At 40.1% G+C, this 18763-nt stretch carries 23 protein-coding genes and 1 pseudogene; 7 read left to right on the forward strand and 17 right to left on the reverse strand.

Going from position 1 to position 18763, the window contains the following annotated elements; all coding sequences use genetic code 11:
• Positions 1-13: 13 nt before the first annotated feature.
• Positions 14-1486: a betaine-aldehyde dehydrogenase gene (gene betB, locus JNUCC21_RS16065; protein WP_369878314.1), complete on the reverse strand. Its 1473-nt coding sequence runs from the start codon at positions 1484-1486 to the stop codon at positions 14-16.
• 200 nt (positions 1487-1686) lie between these two features.
• On the opposite strand from betB, the gene JNUCC21_RS16070 reads away from it, so the two are divergent.
• From JNUCC21_RS16070 to JNUCC21_RS16080, 3 genes are all read left to right on the forward strand, one after another.
• Positions 1687-2241 carry a GbsR/MarR family transcriptional regulator gene (locus JNUCC21_RS16070; protein ID WP_216061833.1) on the forward strand — a complete coding sequence of 185 codons (555 nt, stop codon included), beginning with the start codon at positions 1687-1689 and terminating at the stop codon, positions 2239-2241.
• Between the two features lie 159 nt (positions 2242-2400).
• Positions 2401-2940: a biofilm surface layer hydrophobin BslA gene (gene bslA, locus JNUCC21_RS16075; RefSeq protein WP_015240450.1), complete on the forward strand. Its 540-nt coding sequence runs from the start codon at positions 2401-2403 to the stop codon at positions 2938-2940.
• Positions 2941-3103: 163 nt separating this feature from the next.
• Positions 3104-3772, forward strand: a complete 669-nt coding sequence (locus JNUCC21_RS16080) for a TrkA family potassium uptake protein (RefSeq protein WP_007613331.1) — start codon at positions 3104-3106, stop codon at positions 3770-3772.
• 33 nt (positions 3773-3805) lie between these two features.
• Here JNUCC21_RS16080 and JNUCC21_RS16085 read toward each other — a convergent pair whose 3' ends face one another.
• Both JNUCC21_RS16085 and hmpA read right to left on the reverse strand, forming a co-directional pair.
• On the reverse strand, positions 3806-4651 hold the full coding sequence (locus tag JNUCC21_RS16085; RefSeq protein WP_007613332.1) for a glucosaminidase domain-containing protein: 846 nt from the start codon (positions 4649-4651) through the stop codon (positions 3806-3808).
• A gap of 141 nt (positions 4652-4792) precedes the next feature.
• Positions 4793-5968 (reverse strand): NO-inducible flavohemoprotein, encoded by a 1176-nt coding sequence (hmpA, locus tag JNUCC21_RS16090; RefSeq protein WP_369878315.1) that lies wholly within the window; start codon positions 5966-5968, stop codon positions 4793-4795.
• A gap of 218 nt (positions 5969-6186) precedes the next feature.
• Between hmpA and JNUCC21_RS16095 the strand changes: the two genes are divergently transcribed.
• Complete coding sequence (locus tag JNUCC21_RS16095; RefSeq protein WP_369878316.1) at positions 6187-6828, forward strand: cupin domain-containing protein; 642 nt, start codon at positions 6187-6189, stop codon at positions 6826-6828.
• A gap of 60 nt (positions 6829-6888) precedes the next feature.
• Here the strand turns inward: JNUCC21_RS16095 and JNUCC21_RS16100 are convergent, their stop codons facing one another.
• The 7 genes from JNUCC21_RS16100 to JNUCC21_RS16130 all read right to left on the reverse strand — a co-directional run bounded on the left by JNUCC21_RS16100 (position 6889) and on the right by JNUCC21_RS16130 (position 11397).
• Positions 6889-7209, reverse strand: a complete 321-nt coding sequence (locus tag JNUCC21_RS16100; protein ID WP_369878317.1) for a hypothetical protein — start codon at positions 7207-7209, stop codon at positions 6889-6891.
• A 307-nt stretch (positions 7210-7516) separates the two neighbouring features.
• Positions 7517-7801 carry a hypothetical protein gene (locus JNUCC21_RS16105; RefSeq protein WP_369878318.1) on the reverse strand — a complete coding sequence of 95 codons (285 nt, stop codon included), beginning with the start codon at positions 7799-7801 and terminating at the stop codon, positions 7517-7519.
• Positions 7802-8108: 307 nt separating this feature from the next.
• On the reverse strand, positions 8109-8528 hold the full coding sequence (locus tag JNUCC21_RS16110; protein WP_113792211.1) for a hypothetical protein: 420 nt from the start codon (positions 8526-8528) through the stop codon (positions 8109-8111).
• Positions 8529-8546: 18 nt separating this feature from the next.
• Positions 8547-9050, reverse strand: coding sequence for a hypothetical protein (locus JNUCC21_RS16115; RefSeq protein ID WP_113792210.1), 504 nt, complete (start codon positions 9048-9050; stop codon positions 8547-8549).
• Between the two features lie 346 nt (positions 9051-9396).
• On the reverse strand, positions 9397-9570 hold the full coding sequence (locus tag JNUCC21_RS16120) for a hypothetical protein (protein ID WP_181826279.1): 174 nt from the start codon (positions 9568-9570) through the stop codon (positions 9397-9399).
• 1105 nt (positions 9571-10675) lie between these two features.
• Entirely contained in the window at positions 10676-11071 is a 396-nt protein-coding gene (locus tag JNUCC21_RS16125) for a hypothetical protein (protein WP_369878319.1), read from the reverse strand.
• A 14-nt stretch (positions 11072-11085) separates the two neighbouring features.
• Entirely contained in the window at positions 11086-11397 is a 312-nt protein-coding gene (locus tag JNUCC21_RS16130; RefSeq protein WP_031378851.1) for a hypothetical protein, read from the reverse strand.
• Between the two features lie 147 nt (positions 11398-11544).
• On the opposite strand from JNUCC21_RS16130, the gene JNUCC21_RS16135 reads away from it, so the two are divergent.
• The 3 genes from JNUCC21_RS16135 (at position 11545) to JNUCC21_RS16145 (ending at position 12411) form a co-directional block, all read left to right on the forward strand.
• Complete coding sequence (locus tag JNUCC21_RS16135) at positions 11545-11829, forward strand: helix-turn-helix transcriptional regulator (protein ID WP_021494079.1); 285 nt, start codon at positions 11545-11547, stop codon at positions 11827-11829.
• Between the two features lie 124 nt (positions 11830-11953).
• Positions 11954-12238, forward strand: a complete 285-nt coding sequence (locus JNUCC21_RS16140) for a hypothetical protein (RefSeq protein ID WP_021494080.1) — start codon at positions 11954-11956, stop codon at positions 12236-12238.
• A 20-nt stretch (positions 12239-12258) separates the two neighbouring features.
• Entirely contained in the window at positions 12259-12411 is a 153-nt protein-coding gene (locus JNUCC21_RS16145) for a hypothetical protein (RefSeq protein WP_171866157.1), read from the forward strand.
• 31 nt (positions 12412-12442) lie between these two features.
• On the opposite strand, the gene JNUCC21_RS16150 is transcribed toward JNUCC21_RS16145, so the two are convergent.
• From JNUCC21_RS16150 to JNUCC21_RS16180, 7 genes and pseudogenes are all read right to left on the reverse strand, one after another.
• Entirely contained in the window at positions 12443-12685 is a 243-nt protein-coding gene (locus JNUCC21_RS16150) for a helix-turn-helix domain-containing protein (protein ID WP_369878320.1), read from the reverse strand.
• A gap of 464 nt (positions 12686-13149) precedes the next feature.
• Positions 13150-13815, reverse strand: coding sequence for a M15 family metallopeptidase (locus JNUCC21_RS16155; protein WP_369878830.1), 666 nt, complete (start codon positions 13813-13815; stop codon positions 13150-13152).
• A gap of 47 nt (positions 13816-13862) precedes the next feature.
• Positions 13863-14270, reverse strand: a pseudogene (locus JNUCC21_RS16160) (holin family protein).
• A gap of 37 nt (positions 14271-14307) precedes the next feature.
• On the reverse strand, positions 14308-14487 hold the full coding sequence (locus tag JNUCC21_RS16165; protein WP_060675123.1) for an XkdX family protein: 180 nt from the start codon (positions 14485-14487) through the stop codon (positions 14308-14310).
• Between the two features lies 1 nt (position 14488).
• The gene (locus JNUCC21_RS16170; RefSeq protein WP_155515271.1) at positions 14489-14635 is read right to left on the reverse strand and encodes a hypothetical protein; all 147 of its coding nucleotides are present in this window, start codon (positions 14633-14635) and stop codon (positions 14489-14491) included.
• Between the two features lie 13 nt (positions 14636-14648).
• Positions 14649-16157: a BppU family phage baseplate upper protein gene (locus JNUCC21_RS16175; protein WP_369878831.1), complete on the reverse strand. Its 1509-nt coding sequence runs from the start codon at positions 16155-16157 to the stop codon at positions 14649-14651.
• Between the two features lie 13 nt (positions 16158-16170).
• Complete coding sequence (locus tag JNUCC21_RS16180) at positions 16171-18759, reverse strand: peptidase G2 autoproteolytic cleavage domain-containing protein (protein ID WP_369878321.1); 2589 nt, start codon at positions 18757-18759, stop codon at positions 16171-16173.
• Positions 18760-18763 lie beyond the last annotated feature (4 nt).

Raw genomic sequence — 18763 nt, forward strand, 5'->3', positions numbered from 1 at the left:
TATCTCCTCCTCGTTATGCTTGAAACCAGTTCACAGCCGCAGGTTTCGTGTTGCGGTAAATATGTTTGATTTCCGTGTATTCTTCCAGACCGGTTTTGCCGAGTTCGCGGCCGAAGCCCGATTGTTTGTACCCGCCCCATGGCGCTTGCGCGAAATACGGGTGGAAATCATTGATCCATACCGTTCCCATCCGCAGTTTGGCGGCTACGCGTTCGCATTTTTCAATATCCTTTGACCATACCGCTCCGGCCAGCCCGTAAATGGTATCGTTGGCAAGTCTGATCACTTCTTCTTCAGAAGAAAATGACTCAACTGTTAAAACGGGGCCGAAGATCTCCTCTTGGACTATCCGCATATCAGACTTGCAGTTTGAGAAAATAGTAGGTTCATAGAAGAAACCGTTTTGAAGGGCGGGATCATCAGGACGTTTGCCGCCTGTTTCCAGTTTTGCCCCTTCTTCGATGCCGATTTCTACGTATTTTTCGACTTTAGCCCGATGCTCGGCGGAAATCAGCGGACCGCTTTCCGTATCTTCATGAAAACCGTTTCCTAATTTTATGCGTTTCGTGCGCTTGATCAGCTCGGCTAAAAATTCATCATGAATGGCTTCGTCCACCAAAAGACGGGACCCTGCCGAACATACTTGGCCGGCATGGAAAAACACGGCGTTCAGCGCTTGATCTGCAGCTGTTTCGAGATCTGCATCTTGGAATACGATATTCGGATTTTTGCCGCCAAGCTCCAGAGCAATCTTTTTCACATTGCCGCTTGCCGCCTGCATGATTTTTTTGCCTGTTTCAATTCCGCCCGTAAAAGAGACCAAATCGACATCGAGGTTTCTCGCCAGCTCGTCGCCGACAGAGGCGCCCGGCCCCAGCACAAGATTGGCAACCCCTTTCGGAATACCGGCTTCTTCTATTAATTGAAAGACTTTAATGGTTGTCAGCGGAGTAATCTCGCTCGGCTTTAAAACGATCGTGTTTCCGGCCGCAAGAGCGGGAGCGATTTTCCAGCTCGCCTGAAGGAGCGGATAGTTCCACGGCGTAATTTGTCCGCATACGCCAATGGGCTCTCTGACGATTTTACTTACGGAATCGGGAATCGGAGATGAAATGACCTCGCCTCCGTCTTTATCCGCCAAACCGGCATAATATTGAAATACATTTGCGATATCATCCATATCGGCTTTACTTTCTTCAATCGTTTTTCCTGTATCGAGCGATTCCAGCTCAGCTAATTCGTTCAGATCGCGTCTGATTAATTCCGCAATTTTCAGAACAAATTGTCCGCGCTCGAGCCCGGAAAGCACCGGCCACTCCCCTTCATCAAATGCTTTTCTGGCTGCGGCGATGGCTTTCACCGCATCATCCCGGTCTCCTTCGCATACCGTTGCAATTTCTTCTTGATTAAATGGATTAATGATACGGCGCGTCTGTTTTTTTTCTGCACTGATCCATTCGCCGCCGATATAAAGCGTTTTGCTCATAAGAGTCCTCCTTACCGAAAAGTAAGTTTGTTAAATAAAAATTTAATGTTTTTAACAATATTAATTTAACACATGTTTTTTTGCCTGTCAAAACCCGGTCAGTCCGTTTAGATTTTGACATTTTGTCATGATTCGTTAAGATTAAGAACATAAAGAAATGACTTAACAAATTTAAACTTCAAGAGGAAAAGAGGGACAGTATGGATGAGAATCCAGAATTCGCAGCTATAGAACAAGCCAGGGATCTTGTCATTGATTCCATTGCAGAGACGATGGATCTTTACGGAATCACACGGAGTGTCGGGATTTTATACGGAACAATGTATATGAGGGATGAAATGACGCTTGACGAAATGCGTGAGGAACTGCAGATGAGCAAACCGAGTATGAGCACAGGCGTCAAAAAGCTGCAGGATTTAAATGTGGTCAAAAAAACCTTTCACCGCGGCACACGGAAGCATACGTTTGTAGCGGAAAAAGATTTCTTTACGTTTTTCACGAATTTCTTCCCGCCGAAATGGGATCGTGAAGTTCAGGTGAATTTGTCCGCCATTGAACAGGCCCAGGCGGATTTGCAGTCCGTTTTGCTGGCCGAGAAAGGCAACGCGGAATTACAGGAAGAAGCGCGGCAGTTATATGATCAGCTTGAAAGCTCGAAAGCTTATTATCATTGGCTGAAGCGTCTCGCTGACTCGGTTCAGAGCGGGGAAATTTTTAAATTTATTCCGATAGAAACGGACGAAAGAAACGCCTGAATCAAAATCAGGCGTTTTTTGTCGTGATTTGATTATTTTTGAGAAAATATAGGAACATAACCCCATTTACTTCCATTAAAATTGATGGTAAATTTTTATAGGTATGGTCGTTCTTTTTTAAGAACAATCAGCAAATTTTTTTTAGGGGGATTTATGAAAATGAAACAGAAATTTTTCTCAACTGTCATGGCAAGTTTATTCGGCCTGGTTTTGCTTCTTTCTCTGCCGACAGCGTCATTCGCCGCTGAGTCAGGCTCAACCGTTCACGAGCCGGAAATGTCCACGAAAGCGACTGCTACCTTATTTGCAAAATATACAGGTGCCAGCCAGCAGGAATGGTCATTTTCTGATATCGAATTGACGTACCGTCCGAACACGATCCTGAGCTTAGGCGTTATGGAATTTACCCTTCCTAGCGGATTTGCGGCTACAACAAAAGATACAGTCAACGGACACGCTTTGCGTGAAAGACAGATTCTGAATAACGGCAAAACAGTCAGACTTCCGTTAAACATTGATTTGCTCGGCGCAGCGGAATTTAAGCTTTCTCTTAATAACAAAACATTGCCTGCTGCAGGTACATATAAGTTCCGTGCAGAAAATAAATCATTAAGCATCGGCTCTAAATTCTATGCTGAGGACACAATTGTTGTTCAAAAACGCAGCACACCGCCGACACAGCCTTGCAACTGCAAATAATTGCGAAAAAAAGACCGGCACAAGCCCATCGCTTGTCAGCCGGTCTTTTTTTGTGCTGTTTTCTTTCTTCCGGCTCTCGCATTGACAAACCCTTGAAACAGGAGTACATTCTTGTTTGTTGTATTTGGAGTGACGAAAACAGTTTCTTAAGGAGTTATGAGGATTGGGAAAAATCAAAAATAAACAATTTGCCGTCATCGGACTCGGCCGTTTCGGCGGAAGCATCTGTAAAGAGCTTTTTAAAATGGGGCATGAGGTGCTTGCGGTCGATATCAGCGAAGAGCGGGTCAACGCATACTCCTCTTATGCCACGCATGCTGTGCGGGCAAATTCAACGGAAGAAAGCGAGCTTCAGTCGCTCGGCATCAGAAATTTTGAATATGTCATCGTAGCAATCGGCGCCAACATTCAGGCAAGCACGCTGACGACGCTGTTATTGAAGGAGCTGAACATTCCTAATATTTGGGTGAAAGCGCAAAACTATTATCATCACAAAGTGCTTGAAAAGATCGGTGCTGATCGTATTATCCATCCCGAAAAGGATATGGGCGTGCGGATTGCGCAAAGCCTTTCGGATGAAAACGTCTTAAATTATATTGATTTGTCAGATGAATACAGCATTGTGGAGCTTTCAGCCACGAAAAAGCTGCATTTAAAATCCATTCTTGATCTCGGCGTCCGGGCCAGATTCGGCTGCACCATTCTCGCCTTGAAACATAATGGAGACATTCAGCTGTCTCCTTCTCCGGAGACTGTCATTCATGAATGTGACTGCCTTGTGCTGATGGGGCATAAACGTGATATTAAAAGGTTTGAAACTGAAGGAATGTAAAAAAGCCGGCGGGCTGCCGGCTTTTTTTGATGCTTATGTTTCTTCACTTAACTGGACGGCGGTTTGGTCAACCCAGCCGATCAGCTCATCTTTCACTTGAATTTGGTACCAGACGGATTCTCCGTTTTGTTTTTCAGATACGACTTTAATATGCTCGCCGGTAAACTTTTGCGCCGATGCCAGTTTAATAGAATGCCGCTCTTTTGACGGCTTGGACCACACGTCTTCAATGGCGTGGTCTTTGATGGCGCCTTTCATATCAACTGCTTTAAGAGAGGCATTGATTTTGTCATATTCATTCAGGTTATAGGTTTCTATGACATCTTTAATTTTTTCAGCATAGCCGGGGTCTGTGGCGTAGCCGGATTTTTGAAGGGCAGCCGCCGCAGTTTTATAATTGTCCGCTTCAATGACAGGCTTATACTTCTTTTTATTCCAAGACGTTCCGTTGACAAATAATTTGGCATGGTCATCCATTGATTCAAAAAACGTGCTGTATTTACGGAATTTTGCCCGAATCGTTTTTCGTTTTCCTTTTTCAAATTCATCCGTTTTCATCGTGACGTGTTTTCCTTTATAATCACCTTTTACACCGAACAGGTTGCGCGCTTTCCCCGCAAGCTCACTGTTCCCCCAGTCCGATTCGAGAATGGCCTGTGCGAGGGTGATGCTCGGAAGGACATGATATTTCTCATATAAAATTTGAGCATGCCCGGAAAGGCTGTCAATAAAGACCTGCTGCTCGTCCACCTCTTCAGGCGGTTTTTCTTCCGTCACTATGAATTTCGAAAACACCATTGATACCAGAAATAATCCGAATATAAGAGATACAGCAAAAAGGCACCCAAGCACCCTTTTGGTCTTTGCTTTCTTTTTCATATCAACCTTCCTTTAATTCCGGAATCACTAGATTTATAATTTTACTGGTCATTGATGAAAATTTCAATAAAATAGGGAAAAAGACGGAGAAAGAACACATTGTGCAAACAAAAAAGACTCCTCTTTGAGGAGTCTTTTTTGTTATGCCATGCTCAGCTGAGGGCCGAACAATTCATATTGAACGGAATCAGAGTCAAACCCGAGTGCAAGAATCATGTCTTTCATTTGCGTCATAAACTGCGCTGATCCGCACAAGTAAAATTCAGCATCTTGATTCAGATGAAGCTGCTCCAAGAAGGTTTGATCAATTCTGCCGCTGTAAAAAGGCTTGTCTCCTGAGCGGTCTTGTTCTGCCGGTTCACTGTATACATAAATGACGTTAATATTCGGATGATTCTTCGCAGCTTGTTCAGCCTCTTTGCGGAACGCGGCGTACTCTCCGTTTTTCGCGGCATGAATAAAAGTAACGGAACGCTCCGGCTGTTTTTCGGCGGCTGTTTTCAGCATGCTCATCATCGGCGTGATTCCGGAACCGGCACTGATAAGAACAACCGGTTTTTCGGCAGAAGACAGCTTGAAATCCCCGGCGGGTGCGCTGACTTCAAGTTTATCTCCCTCTTGAACTTCATTGTGGAGATGAGAAGAAACCGCTCCGTCCTTTTTCACAGAAATCCGATATGCCCCTTTTTGAGAAGCATCAGACAGGCTGTACTGGCGAATGTGCGTATAAGGAGAATCCGCAATCCGCACTTTAATGCTGATATATTGTCCCGCTTCAAATCCAGGAAGCGAAGAGCCGTCACTCGGTTTGATATAAAATGATGTGATATCTTTGCTTTCTTTCGTTTTCTGTATAACCGTAAATTCTTTATACCCCTGCCATCCGGCTTCATTGTACATGTCTTTTTCAATGCCGATGAAAGCCTCCGCAATAATACCGTAAGCTTTTTCCCATACCTGCATAATCTCAGGAGTTGCGGCATCCTGCAGCACATCCTTAATTGCCAGAAGCAGATACTTTCCGACAATCGGATAATGTTCCGGTTTTACACCGATGCTTGTGTGTTTATGGCCGATCTGTCTGACCGCCGGAATGATTTGTTCTAATTGATCAATATTCGCCGCAGCCGCAATGACTGCATTTGCCAATGCTGCGCGCTGAGTCTGTTTCTTTTGGTTCGTTTGGTTAAACATATTTAACAGTTCGGGATGATCTTGAAACATCAGGTTATAAAAGCGTCCGGTGATGTTTTCTCCATGTGTTTTCAATACGGGTACTGTGCTTTTGATGATGTCTATTGTTCTCTCATCCAGCATGTTAATCCTCAACCCTTCTAAAGATGTATTTTCAATATATCTTTATAGTAAGAGATATTTTGAATAAAAGATATATTTAAAATGAATCTTTAAAAAAGTCGTCACAATATTGTGTTGGATTTGGAATTTATGGATTTTACCTCCTTTTTTTATCACCCGGTGAAACAGGGACACATATATTTGGGAATATACGTTTAAAGATGAAAGCGGGGGAGTGCATGGTTTCCGATATCGATTACACGTCTCCGAATACACAGTTCACTTATAATGTGAATGAGAGCCGTTTTTTTACGAAAGATGCTCGGAACTTTATCAATGTATTGGGGATTAAACAGTTAAACACGCTTGAAAATATTTCATTATTAGATATCTTTCTGAGCAAAACAAATGTGATTGAACCGCATACCCATCAAAATGCCGCTGAATTGGTGTACTGTATTTTGGGTTCCGCGGTGGTGTCGATGCTGAATCCGTTCACCCAGAAAATACGGAATTATCCGATTTCTTCAGGACAAGTGGCGAATGTTCCGCAGGGGTGGTGGCATTATGAAGTCGCCACTTCAGACAGAACCCACCTTTTGGCCATATTTGACGCCCCTTCGCCTGAAGTGATATACGGCTCGGATATTCTCCGTCTGACGCCGCCTGAGATCATGGCGCATACGTACTGTCTGAATGAGCATGAGTGGGAAAAAGCCGTTTCCCCGATCCGGCAATCAACTGTGATAGGTCCCGATAAATACTGCGGACAGACTGAAAACACGGGTATTCATGATATGAATAAGCCTTATCAGCCAAATACGCATTATCCGAATGATCCGTATCGGCATTATGATACGCCGTTATATTGGGGATATTAAACGGAGAGCCAGAGCGGCATCGACAGAAAGAGCCCCTCATTGGAGAGGGGCTCTTGATCATTACGGTCCGGTTCCGCAGCTTACTTTGTACTCGCCTTCGGACGATTTTTTTGAATAACATACGTGCGGCGTCTGTCCGGTATCATCTTTCCAATTGAACCAATTTACATAATAAAGGTTCCCGGCCTCTCCGCCGCCTTCTTCTTTTCGAAGAATCGCAAAGTAGCTTTGATACGGATATCCTTTTTTATAAATGTCATGCCTGATGGCTCCTTTTTCTGAAGCAGACGTGAAGACGACGGGAGAAAGAGCCGGGAGCGCTGTTAAAAGAAGTGCCAGTGCCGCTGACAGAGATAATATAAGATAGATTTTCTTTTTCATTTTCTCTCTTTCCTTTATTTTGAATTGTTAGAAATGAAGCAGAACATAGAGGCTGCCGCAGAAGATGAAAAAACAAAAAAACCCTTATTTATAGAATAAGGGTTTAAAGGTATGGAGCCAAGGGGGCTCGAACCCCTGACCTCTACGCTGCCAGCGTTATCCCTGCATACTTTCTGATATTCTGACGTACCCTACAAACGTTGATTTAACAGGCTTTATAGTCTTTTTAATCCTTTTTAGTCCTTTGGCATAATCCGTTATAATCAGGATTTTTTAAAAATTTTGTTGCCATTTTTGTTGCCATTTTTTATTTAGCCGGTTCTTCATAAATGACTGTATAGACTGTTTGAACATAACCTGTCACACCTTTTGAATCAGATAATTTAATATCAATGATTTTCATGTTTCGTTTATGTAAGTCTTCAAGCGTGCCATTTAACTTGTCTTTCTCAACATCAGCAACCACTTGTATAAGTCCTTGCTCTTGCTCTTTTTCATTAGAGTCTTTATCACTTTTTTTCACTAAGGATGGTTCTCCACAAGCAGATAATAAACCGATAGATAAAAGTCCCACAATTAGCATTCTCTTCAATCCAATCACCCCCAATGGCATTATACTATAATCAACATACCTTCACCTTGAGGGTATGTAAAAGAAATCGTTAAATCCAACTTTGGATTAAAGCATTGACCTAAATCAATTTAAGTTAGGTTCGGAAGTATGTTCCGAACCTTTAACGCCCCCAAAAATGGATCGGTTGGCTCTGACACGTACAATATACGTTTTAGCTTTGACCTGCACTAACTATTAGTTCGTTCAGGTGATCGGAACATTATTCCTGTCAGGCCTGGTAAACAGTTAACACATAAAAAAAGACCCCCAAAAGGGAGTCTAGTTCTTAGTAAATCTCATCTAAAAGTTTCTCACTTAAATCCTTAAATTTCCCTTCATCTTTCAGAGCATTAAGGAGCGCAATCACTTTCTTTTCTTTAATTCCAAGAACTTTAGATAAGATATCACGCACTTCTGCAAAATCAGGAACTTTCTCATTATGTAATTCCTGACTTAAAATGCCTTCAACCTCTTTTCGATATTGTTCTGGTGGCTGAGGACTATTTAGAATACGATCATTTAAGACTGATAAAACATATTCCAATTCTCTTCTTTTCTCACTATAAATATTATGTTGAATTAACCAATTGGAATAAGGGTATCTTGGATCATCCAGTTTTGCATGACTGAGTTTTAGGATTTGCCATTTAAGCTCTTCAATTTCTTGTTCAAGAAGCTCAACTTTTTCTTCTAATGGATTAGTCATTTATAGCCCTCCTGTGAATTATAGAAGTATCCAAAGTACCCCTTCAACAGCTTCAGCTATCACTAACGCATCTCCTGAATCTAATTCTAAATCATTTACGAGATAGTTATAGAGTTTCTTTCTTACAGTATCAACAGCTAAATCAGGTATTTTCGCAATGTAATCAAGCTCGTCCGCAATATCATCAGCATGCTTTCTAAATGCTTTTGCTGCACCTTCATCTAACCAACCAATAATCTTTGAAACTACCCATGAACCACCACGAATTCCTTTAGCTAAGCCTCTTACTGCCGCAGAAACAATTTTACCTTTAATACCTTGAGTAGTGAATTCTCCACTAACCTCTTGATTTTTCACCTTAACACTTTCTTGTAGTGGAGTTGTGTGAGCGTATGTATTAGCAATAGTTACATTTTGCTTCACTGACTCTTCTTTTTTAATTTCTTTTGCGCTCGCAAATGGTGCAAAAAGTGAAACTGAAAGGGCTACTGAGGATAAAGCCAATATACTTTTTTTGAACATACTTCACAATCCTTCTTTCTCTTTATTTTTTTGAAACTATTATCAATATTATCAAAAATTTGTAAAATTAAGGATAGTGTTTTTCTCACCTTTTTGTTCCCCTCATTTATGCCCATGTTCTTTGTCAGGTCATTGTTACCCAGCCAACGAGGTCTTAAAGGTCGTTGTTTAAGGGTTATTCTCCACTTCTGGGGAAACAATGGTTCAGGCTAAACTCTCTGTCCGTTCGCAACATCTTGAGAAACACGTTTCATTTAAGTATATAGATAATAACCATATATACTTAACCAAAGGGTTAAGGGTCTGATTCATTATGAACTACACCTTGCCAGGTTCACAACGAACCTCACAAACGCTCCTTGTACTCATTCAGCAGCGTTCTTCTTTTCGCTTGGTTGTAGATCATATCGTACCGTATTCTCGCCTGTCTTCGTTGGGATATTGTTAACCTCTTATCTCCCATCATCTTGTGATACATTTCTAAGTCCTCATGCTCCTTCTTGGTTACAGTCACTTTCAATCGCTTTAACCTCCATTCATCGTCAAAACTTTTGTTATTTGTCTTGACTTTTCTTTTGATTTTTCGCTTGATTGGTTGAGACTGTGGACAACGGCTGGCAAGTTGTCTGCCTGAATTTGCTTGTAAAAAAAATAAACAAACTCAGGCAGGCGACTGAAACTTGATTGTATATCAACTTGTGGTATCCGTGTGTTCACCCTATTTGCCGTTGGTTATTCCCCAAACAAGCCTACTGTGTCAAGTGTCCCTAACAGGTTCTCAAAGCTCAAATTTGAGCCCTGATACTTATGGCTTGTCCTGCATCGTCAGAAACGATACACCCTTCCTTCGTCAGCACTTAATGGCAGCTTTCGCCTTTCAGATGCATGTGTAAATAGGGAAACACAGAAGGCATCCTATCCTCATTTTTTGCGTCGGCTGAGTCACTACCCTGTCAAGTTTTACGTGTGTTAGCGCATTCCACGGCAGTCTCTTCCGTTGCCACTTGTGGCGATGGCGCCATATTGGAGCCTTCGAAAAAAGGCATCACTAAAGACAACACCTTAATTCAGGAGCATAGACTGACTGTATTCAGTTTTAAGGGGCTCGCAAAACGCTACCCCCTTGATAATAATCCGATTGTAGTAATACAGGGTCTGCAGAGGACAGGGAATGCCGCTCCCCATCCTCACTGTCTATTCAATCGTCTGCTTTCCACACCGTGAAGATATCGACATACTCACTCTTACAGAAAGCAAGCTCACTGACTTCAGATACCATACATTCAATCACATCAACGGTAGGACATTTCTTGATAATCCACTCTATGATTGAATAAAGATGATCTTTGTAATTGCATGTAAACCTTTCTTTTAGCAATTTATTTCGCCTATCATATGCTTTAAATTCATAAGTGGTATATGTGTTTTTCATTTCAGTTATCCCCTTGATTAAATTGTTATGTTTAAATACAATGGGAGTGTACTAACCCATCAGATTAGGAGAGTGTGCCAGCACTCTTCCTAATCACCCAAACCACGCTATACACAATATGCTTAAAGCTGGTACAGCTACGATTAATCCCCCAAATACAACCTGACAGAAACGTTCATTATGTAAATCTGTTTTATTCATCTTCATCTACTTCTTCTGCATATGAATCTTCATCTATGTAAAACACATTGTTTGTGACAGTTGGGATAACTGTTTTACCTCCCCCCATATCCAACATGATATGAGGGAAATCAACGCCCATTTCTCCTGTCTGTTCTAACGCTTCAATTGCATCTTGTTCATCCTTCGCATCAAGTTCAACACAAACAGGTATTCTAATTTCAGTGAAGATTTTGAAACGCTTTTTAGGTTTCCCATCGTCGTATGTTTCAATGAAGTTGTTTTCTTCTTCGAACATCTTCCCTCTGAAGTAATTGAAATGATTCGTCATTTCCTCGATACGCTGTTCGTTTGTGATTGCCCCTAAGCTTGCTACGTTAGTTCCTACAGTGTGACGGTTAATTTGCATTGTCGTTATCCCCTTTAGTAAGTTTTGTTTTTATCAAGAATCTGATAGCCTTCCAGTGTAACAAGCTCCCTATTGTCAATGAGAGCATCCCATAATCGTGTACTGAGCAACTTATCAATTACTGCATTGGTTAAGCTTCTGAGGTTTTTGTATTTGATGTCTTCGGCCAAGAATACTGAATGGATGCTGTCGTATTTCCCATCCTTCCTTTTAAGGACTTGATACAGATGTACTTGACCATCTTCGCCAGAAATGGCGAATTGCTTGTAAAACAACATTGCTGGTAAGTCACCCAAATCACTTCTACGAATGGTTATTCGCTTCAATTCAAGACCTCCTCATTTTGTAAAACTCATATTGTTTTACTTGTTGAGTAATACTATACATTCGTTTTTCTCTATAGTCAACAAAAAGTTTTACTTAGTGAGTAAAAAAGTTTATAATAAAAGTAACAATAAAACTGGAGGAGTATTATGAAACAATCAGGCAAGACCATGAGAGATTTCAATTTTGTTCCAACACTGAAAAAGACACTTAAAGAACTTGACGGCCTTACAAGAAATGCTCTTGCGGTTGAAGCTAAAGTAAGACCTGCTACAATAAATGATATTGCTGCAGGAAATTCGAAACAGATTAACATGGAAACTTTGAATGCAATAATTGAAACGCTCAATACAATTTCAAAAGAAAAAGGGCTCGACAAAAAGTATTCTGTCTCAGATATTTTTGAACATAGTGAGTTCCTTAAGGAGTCTTAAGCAAAAGTATTGCTTTTATTTTTTTAAATTCGTTAAACAAAACCATTGAAATATTCAATTGTCCATAATGTGGACAATCAAAAGTATTGCGATTGCTGTTATACTGTATGGAGAGGTGAACGGGATGGAAAACAACATGCTTCAAGCGATATTAGATGAGATTAAAAACGTTAATAACAAGGTTGATGGCATAGCTTCTGAGTTGAATTCCTTTAAAGAAGATACAAAGAAGGAGTTTGAACAAATTAATCAGAAGTTAGATCGAATTGAGGAAAATGAACCTGAGGAAATCATGTCGATGCTCAAACTGATCAATAAGAACATTGAACGTGACCACCGATACAATGACAAAAAGTTTTCTGAAATTGAAAGACGTATCCATGATCTTGAAGAGAGATTGAATAACTGAGCATAAGGGGATGGGATAACATGAGTATCAGTAAGATTAGAAGCCTTTTTTATAAGTCTGCTCGTGTTTTAGGGGACGTACAAGCAGCCAAGAATGGTACATTAGGTAAACGTGTAGCAAGACGTGCAGCAGGAAGAGCAACAAATAAATTACTTAGAAGTATATTCAAATAAAAAAGACCCCTTCACATTGTTTGTGAGGGGTTTATTTATTGTGTGGTCTATGCTTAGAATTAGCTTCAAGCTCCTTTTTCAAGACCTCTACATCCTGTCTTAAAAACAAGGCTGACCTTCCAATTTTCTTAACCGGTGTTATTCTTTCTGTGTTAATCAATGCACTCATTCGTTGCTTATTAACGTTCAATATCTCAGCAACTTCAGTAGTGCTAAGGACTTCGTTTTTGATGAAGTCCTCAACTTCCTTGCGACTCTTTAGGTGATATTCCATGTTATTTTCTCCTTAAAATCATGTCTTTGATGATGGCATAGATCGTTAACAAAACCACAATAGCCATTACTGCAGTTGTAAATGAGTTTGTCCAAAATGAGCGTAAGCCAATTGCTGCAACAGACAATAAAATTAATGAAAAGATGAACTTTTGATTTTTCTTCATTTTTTATGCTAGACTGATTATAATGATATTGAGAAGCGAGTTAGTGGCTCGCTTCCCTTATCTCTGGTTAGTCCTTCTTATTTTTCTTCTCGCTATCGTTTGATTGTTGCGCAATCCATCCGATAGAGACGACGTAGAAGATAATTTGAAGGACTTTTATCATATTGTCTAGCATTTCCTCACCTCCTTATACATTTATTATAACATAACTATGTACTTGAGTCTATAGTTTATAAGAAGTTTTTTCAAATAAATAAAACAATTCCCTCGAAAAATTTCGAGGAAACTATTTATTTACTTAAACCATTTTTCCATACTGACCAGACACATAACGACGTTTACCGCTATGAATGATCTCCCAGTATCCTCTAGAGTTGTTTGAACCTCTAACAGACCCAGCGATATCAATTGTCTTACCGAGACCAATTGTACCTACGTTCTTAGCTTTAATACGGTCAGGTTTGTCCATGATAATTGCAGCGTTTGATACGCCAACAATTTTGATCTTACCAACCGATTTGATGCCTGAGTTAGTGTTTTTAGAAGGTACAGAAGATGCTTTCTTTCCAAATGTATCAGTACCATACCCTTTATAATTGAATTGAAGGTGTGGCTGATCTACAAACCCTGTCCAATCTCCACCCCATTCAAAACCAATTGATTTGGCATAAGCAATAAATTTCTTAATATCAGATGCACCATAACCATTCCATTTAGTATCAGATTTAGAATAACCACCAGTTGGTACAAAGTCTAATGCTTGTCCTACAAGGTGGTATGATTTCATTGTCTGTGAAGCACCTTTACGAACATTCTCACGTTGCTGTGCTTCTGAACGAATTGTTTCATAGATAAGTACGCCAATTTTGTTTTTCTCAGCGTAATCCATCAACTTTTTAGCAGCTGCTTTTGTGTTATCGCCAAGTTTGTTGATATTGTCCATGTTCCGTTTGTAATAATACATTGTCATATTAAATTCCTCCGTTTTAATTAAATTTAAAAGCCCGCCGATTACTCAGCAGACTTTTCGTTTTGACTTTCATCTTCAATTACTTGTAACTTGTCTTTAATGAATCCAGGGACTTTAACTCCCATTTGTGCAAGGTTCTCTACAATAGATAACCCCTCATTGGCTATGTAAAATAAAACAGTTCCAAACACCAAAACGCCATTTAAATTGCAAATTTGATCTATAATATTGGCCAAGATGACAACAACAAAGCTCATGAACTTCCGCACGTATCCAAACCAAGCGTTTCTTGATCTTAATGTCTTGTCTTAAACAGCCTTAACTACTCCCGTAAACACATCAATAAAGCTTAGAAGTAGCAGTAAATCAAGATATTTTACACCCCCAAACAAATAAGCTTTTGCAATTTCCAAAGTCTCAATATTCAACACCAATTCAATTCCTTTCATTTAGTTATCACCCCCTTTTAGGGCAAAATAAAAACACCTATTTGCTTACAGGTGTGGTTTCCGTCGGAGGTGAACTTTCAATATATTCATCCCCCGTTATTTCCTTGTACTGTTCAGGCGTAATCTTCCCAAATTTAACCGCATCTTTGACCTGTTCTTTCGTCCAATAACCGTCACCGTTGTTGTACCATCCTTTAATGCTTTTGTACCAATCCATTTTAAGAACCTCCTGTCATTACTTCGTAAGCTAATTGAGCATTTTCCTTTTTAAGCTGTTCACATTTTGCTTGAACAATCATTAATTCATAAGCTAATCCAGAATCCTGAGATACTAAATCTGACAATTCAATTGTTGTTTCTTCCATATGTCACACTCCTTTATAATACTGGAACTGTTGCATTAACAGATATCTTGCTAATATTAGCCTCACTGTTTACTGTCCCACCAGCTAAATATAGTTCACCATTTGCTCTATAATCCAATCGTAAATAACCGTAAGTCCCAACAGTGGCCACCAGAAACTCAATCGGATTTTTTATCTTTGGTAATCCTGATGCGATGATCGTATTAAACGTAGACTTAAATCCCCCATTAAGCTGAATTTCATCTCCTCCATTTTTAGTTCGGTACCGCAACGGGGATGCAGCGTCAGTTATTGCACCGTTTATTAAAGGAATTGCCGTCCACACACTCGCGATCTGCCCCACTTTTGTGTCTGTATATGCCTTCGCCTCTGTCAACGATTTATCCACCTTCGCCTGTGATCCTTCTACAGATTCAATTTCCCGCCAAGATGTCCATAAATCAGAACTAGCTACTTTATTTCTCATAAATTTCCTTCGACCAGATGATGTTGTGTCACTGCTACTATAGGACGTGTATTCTTGATACGCATACGTGCTGTAGTTATAGACCATTAAGTAACCATTGTTATTTACCGGCGCATTTAATGCTGTTGTTGCACCACTCATGTAATAGAATCCGGTATCTGTAACCGCATTAAAATCGATGCCTACCATATACTGTGCTGCACCGTTGTCCTGAGTCAATTTAAAAAGCTGTCCTGCATTCCATCTATCCTTATCAGCTTTTGATGTATGTCTTTCTCCGTTGTTATCGTGTTGTCGAAAAGCATAATAATCAGCTTGTTTTACATTATCAACTTTATCAAGTCCGAGCTGTGCAGCAGTTACCTTGTGGGGATTAGAGGTATCTGAGGTGTGTTTGTCAAAATCCGTTTTCTTTGCTTGAACGTCATTAGTGACGGCTGATAACCCTATTTGTGCTTTTGTTACACCATGTGGGTTTTTCTTGTCATTCAGATGATTATCAAGATTCGCTTGAACAGCATCTACCTTTTCTTGAGCACCCTGTTTTGTTTCGATGTTCTCCAAGTCTTCAAACTTTTTCTTTAAATCGTCAAGCGTTTGAATGGTTGAATCATAAATCTCAATAACCTTTGCTTTCAATGTCTCAAAATCATCAATGTAGTATTCACCTACTGGTGCAATATCTTGATCCATTAAGCTTTGTGTAACTTCAAAGCCAAACTTATGAGCAGACATAGCTTGTTTGTTGCTATAAACCAGGACTAACTCACATTGAAACAATCCATACATCTTGATTTCATCTTCATCAAGAACATATTCAGCAATTCCATTTACTTTATCAACTAATGTAACGTCCCGTACTCTTTTCTTACCATTGGCAGGAACAAGGATTACTTTCCCTGTCACCGCTGATAATGGTAATGGCGCATCGTCTTTACGCAAATTAAAAATCAGCTTTGCTGTTCCAACATCTTGAGTTGAAAACTTGAAAGCTGATCTGTATGTACCTTGTGAAACTGTATTAATGTCAAACGTATATGCTGATTTCTTATAAATCGTTACTACCTCCTTATCTAATAAATGCTATTGCTACACCATATCCCTTATTAGAATCATATGGCTGCTTAATTTTCATGACTGTTAATCCCGTGTTGTCATCTGATTTGGATCCTTTACCATTCTTAGCTATAATCTTATCACCTGCTTGAACAGTATCATCAATACGTACATGTATCTGTCCAATAAGACCAACAATATGCCACTCATCACGTTCCTGTCGTGAAGTGTAGTCTAATTCAGGATCATAGTCCGGATTGGGCTTAGGAAGGCTTTTCTTTTCAGTTTTTATGTTCCCATCCTTATCTGTGTATTCAACTTCAGTTTCTTCATAGATCAATCCACCGAAATCATTTCTAAGGTATCTGTCATTCCAATAAAACTCAGCACTACCTAATACAACACCTGCTGTCTCAGAAATAACTCCAAGAATCTCATCACCTTTTAAAGCCTTGCGAATCTTATCTCCTTCAAGGGTTACAAGGTATCCACTTTCAATCTTTTTGCCATCTGCAGATTCAAAATACTCAGCATAGTCTTTGAAGTTTGAAGCACTTTCAACACGACCAACGCCTAAGATATTGCCGTTTTGTGAGTCTATTTCCCATTTAGTATTAGCTGTAGATGCTTTACCTGTTCCATATCCTCCCCTAATGCTATAACTATTGTCATTAATAACACCTTGAGAAGCTAAAACAGCTCTTGATGAGCCGTCACCTTTAGTATGAGAGTCATTTGAGGCAATAACAGCTTGTCTTGAAGCTTCAGTTGAAGATCCACCAGAGGAAGCAATAACTGCATTACGTGGCCCTTTTGTTTTACAACCACCTGTTGTAGCAATGATAGCGCTCGTACTGTCTAACGGGTGTCCTGAAGTGGATGCAGCTCTAAAGCCACCTTTAACATTATTTGGTACAACAGAATACTTTTCACCACCTAAAATTGCAGCATCAGTGTATCCGTAAGCTCTGACAAATAACAAATTGGCTTGCGTATTCGGGGAAGTGATACCGGCTGTACCACCTTTTGTGTGTAGGAGAGCATTTGATAAGTTAATATTGTACACACCACCACCAAGAACCACGCCAACTGGAGCTGAATCATGAATCGTCAGATTACTAATCATTACATCATCAGTTCTTTGATCTCCACCTACTACATGTAAATCACAGTCTGCTTTCGCAAACCCTGTTATAGTCATACCATTGACTGTAATCTTACGGCTTTTAAATTGGAAGGACACAATAGGATTGTCTTTATAGTCATAATCAGGGTCTCCTTCTGCCCTGAATCCATGAATATCTACCCGTTGATATGCGGACACGTCCAATGCCCTTGGGGTAATTCCCTCATACAAACTATTGAATACAGGCTGAATTGCTGTACAGTCTATCAGCGCTACATCTCTTGCTGTATCACTCCACGGATCCTCTGCTTTGTGATGTCCAATATGTCTCAAATCATATGAACGCACGTCACGAACAGAAACATGACTGATAATATGGATGTTTCTTGATGCTGGCCATTCTGTATGAGCCTTAACTTCTACACCTCTAATGTTTCCAGATGTAAAGTTACCCGTTAACCATACGTTTTTAGAACCATCATCAACTTCAATCCCATTTGAGTTAGACGATCCCTTATCATGTGCTTCACCTGATGGATTGGTGCAGTGACAGTTATTAATGAAAATGTATTCGCTGTAGTGAGTCGTAATCCCATCGTCACCATAGTTAGAAGCTCTACAATTATCTATCCAGACGTATTTACATCCCTGTGCTGTGTAATCAGGCTCTTTGGCTGCGTCATGATTATAAGACGGAGCTGTAATATCAAAGCCATGTAAGCCCGCATTGATTGAATTACAATTCTTGATCCATAAGTATTTAGTATTGGCGAATGTTACACAGCTTGATTGTATTCCGCCTTGTGCTCTTAATCCGCCTTGTCGGTCTTTATTCCAGTCAAACGTAATCCCCTTTACATAAATACCCTCGTTCCCAGCTTGATGATCTCTATTTGTAAGCAATATTGCTCCTGCTGGAGCGTCATCAGGCATTTTGAGATATGTGATATCTTCTCCTTCGCCAATCAAACGACAGTTAGAAGGAACTTCAATTTGACCAACATATGTACCAGGAGAAAAATGGACTTCAACATTTCCCTCACCAATTGCATCTTTAAATGCTTGCGTACAGTCTGTAACACCATCAGGAACAGCCCCAAAATCATCAACATGGACAATTCTATCCAACTTTTTTTTATAATAATTGGCATCATAAACAAATCGTCCTGAAGCTGTAGCAAAAGTCTTTCCATCAATAGCCGAAACTCTCAAATCAATAAGCTCATTTATGTTATGGTTGTCACTATTTAGAATGAGGTTGTCAATTCTTGAAGTGTCATATTTTAGTTTATCAGCTAAAGTGAATGCACCGTATGTAATTTGGTCGGCTGCGTGGGCTCCCCTCGCCTTTGCGTGGACTTTTAAAGCGTTCAAGCTTTGATTAATTCCACTCTCAGTCAATCTTGCATTGCTATCTAAGATATTAAACAAATTCCCATTCGGGGTTACTTCGTGTTTTTTATTTAAGTAAACCAATAAT

Origin of the sequence: Bacillus sp. JNUCC-21, from assembly GCF_041222765.1 — a bacterium.
Lineage (GTDB): Bacteria > Bacillota > Bacilli > Bacillales > Bacillaceae > Bacillus > Bacillus velezensis.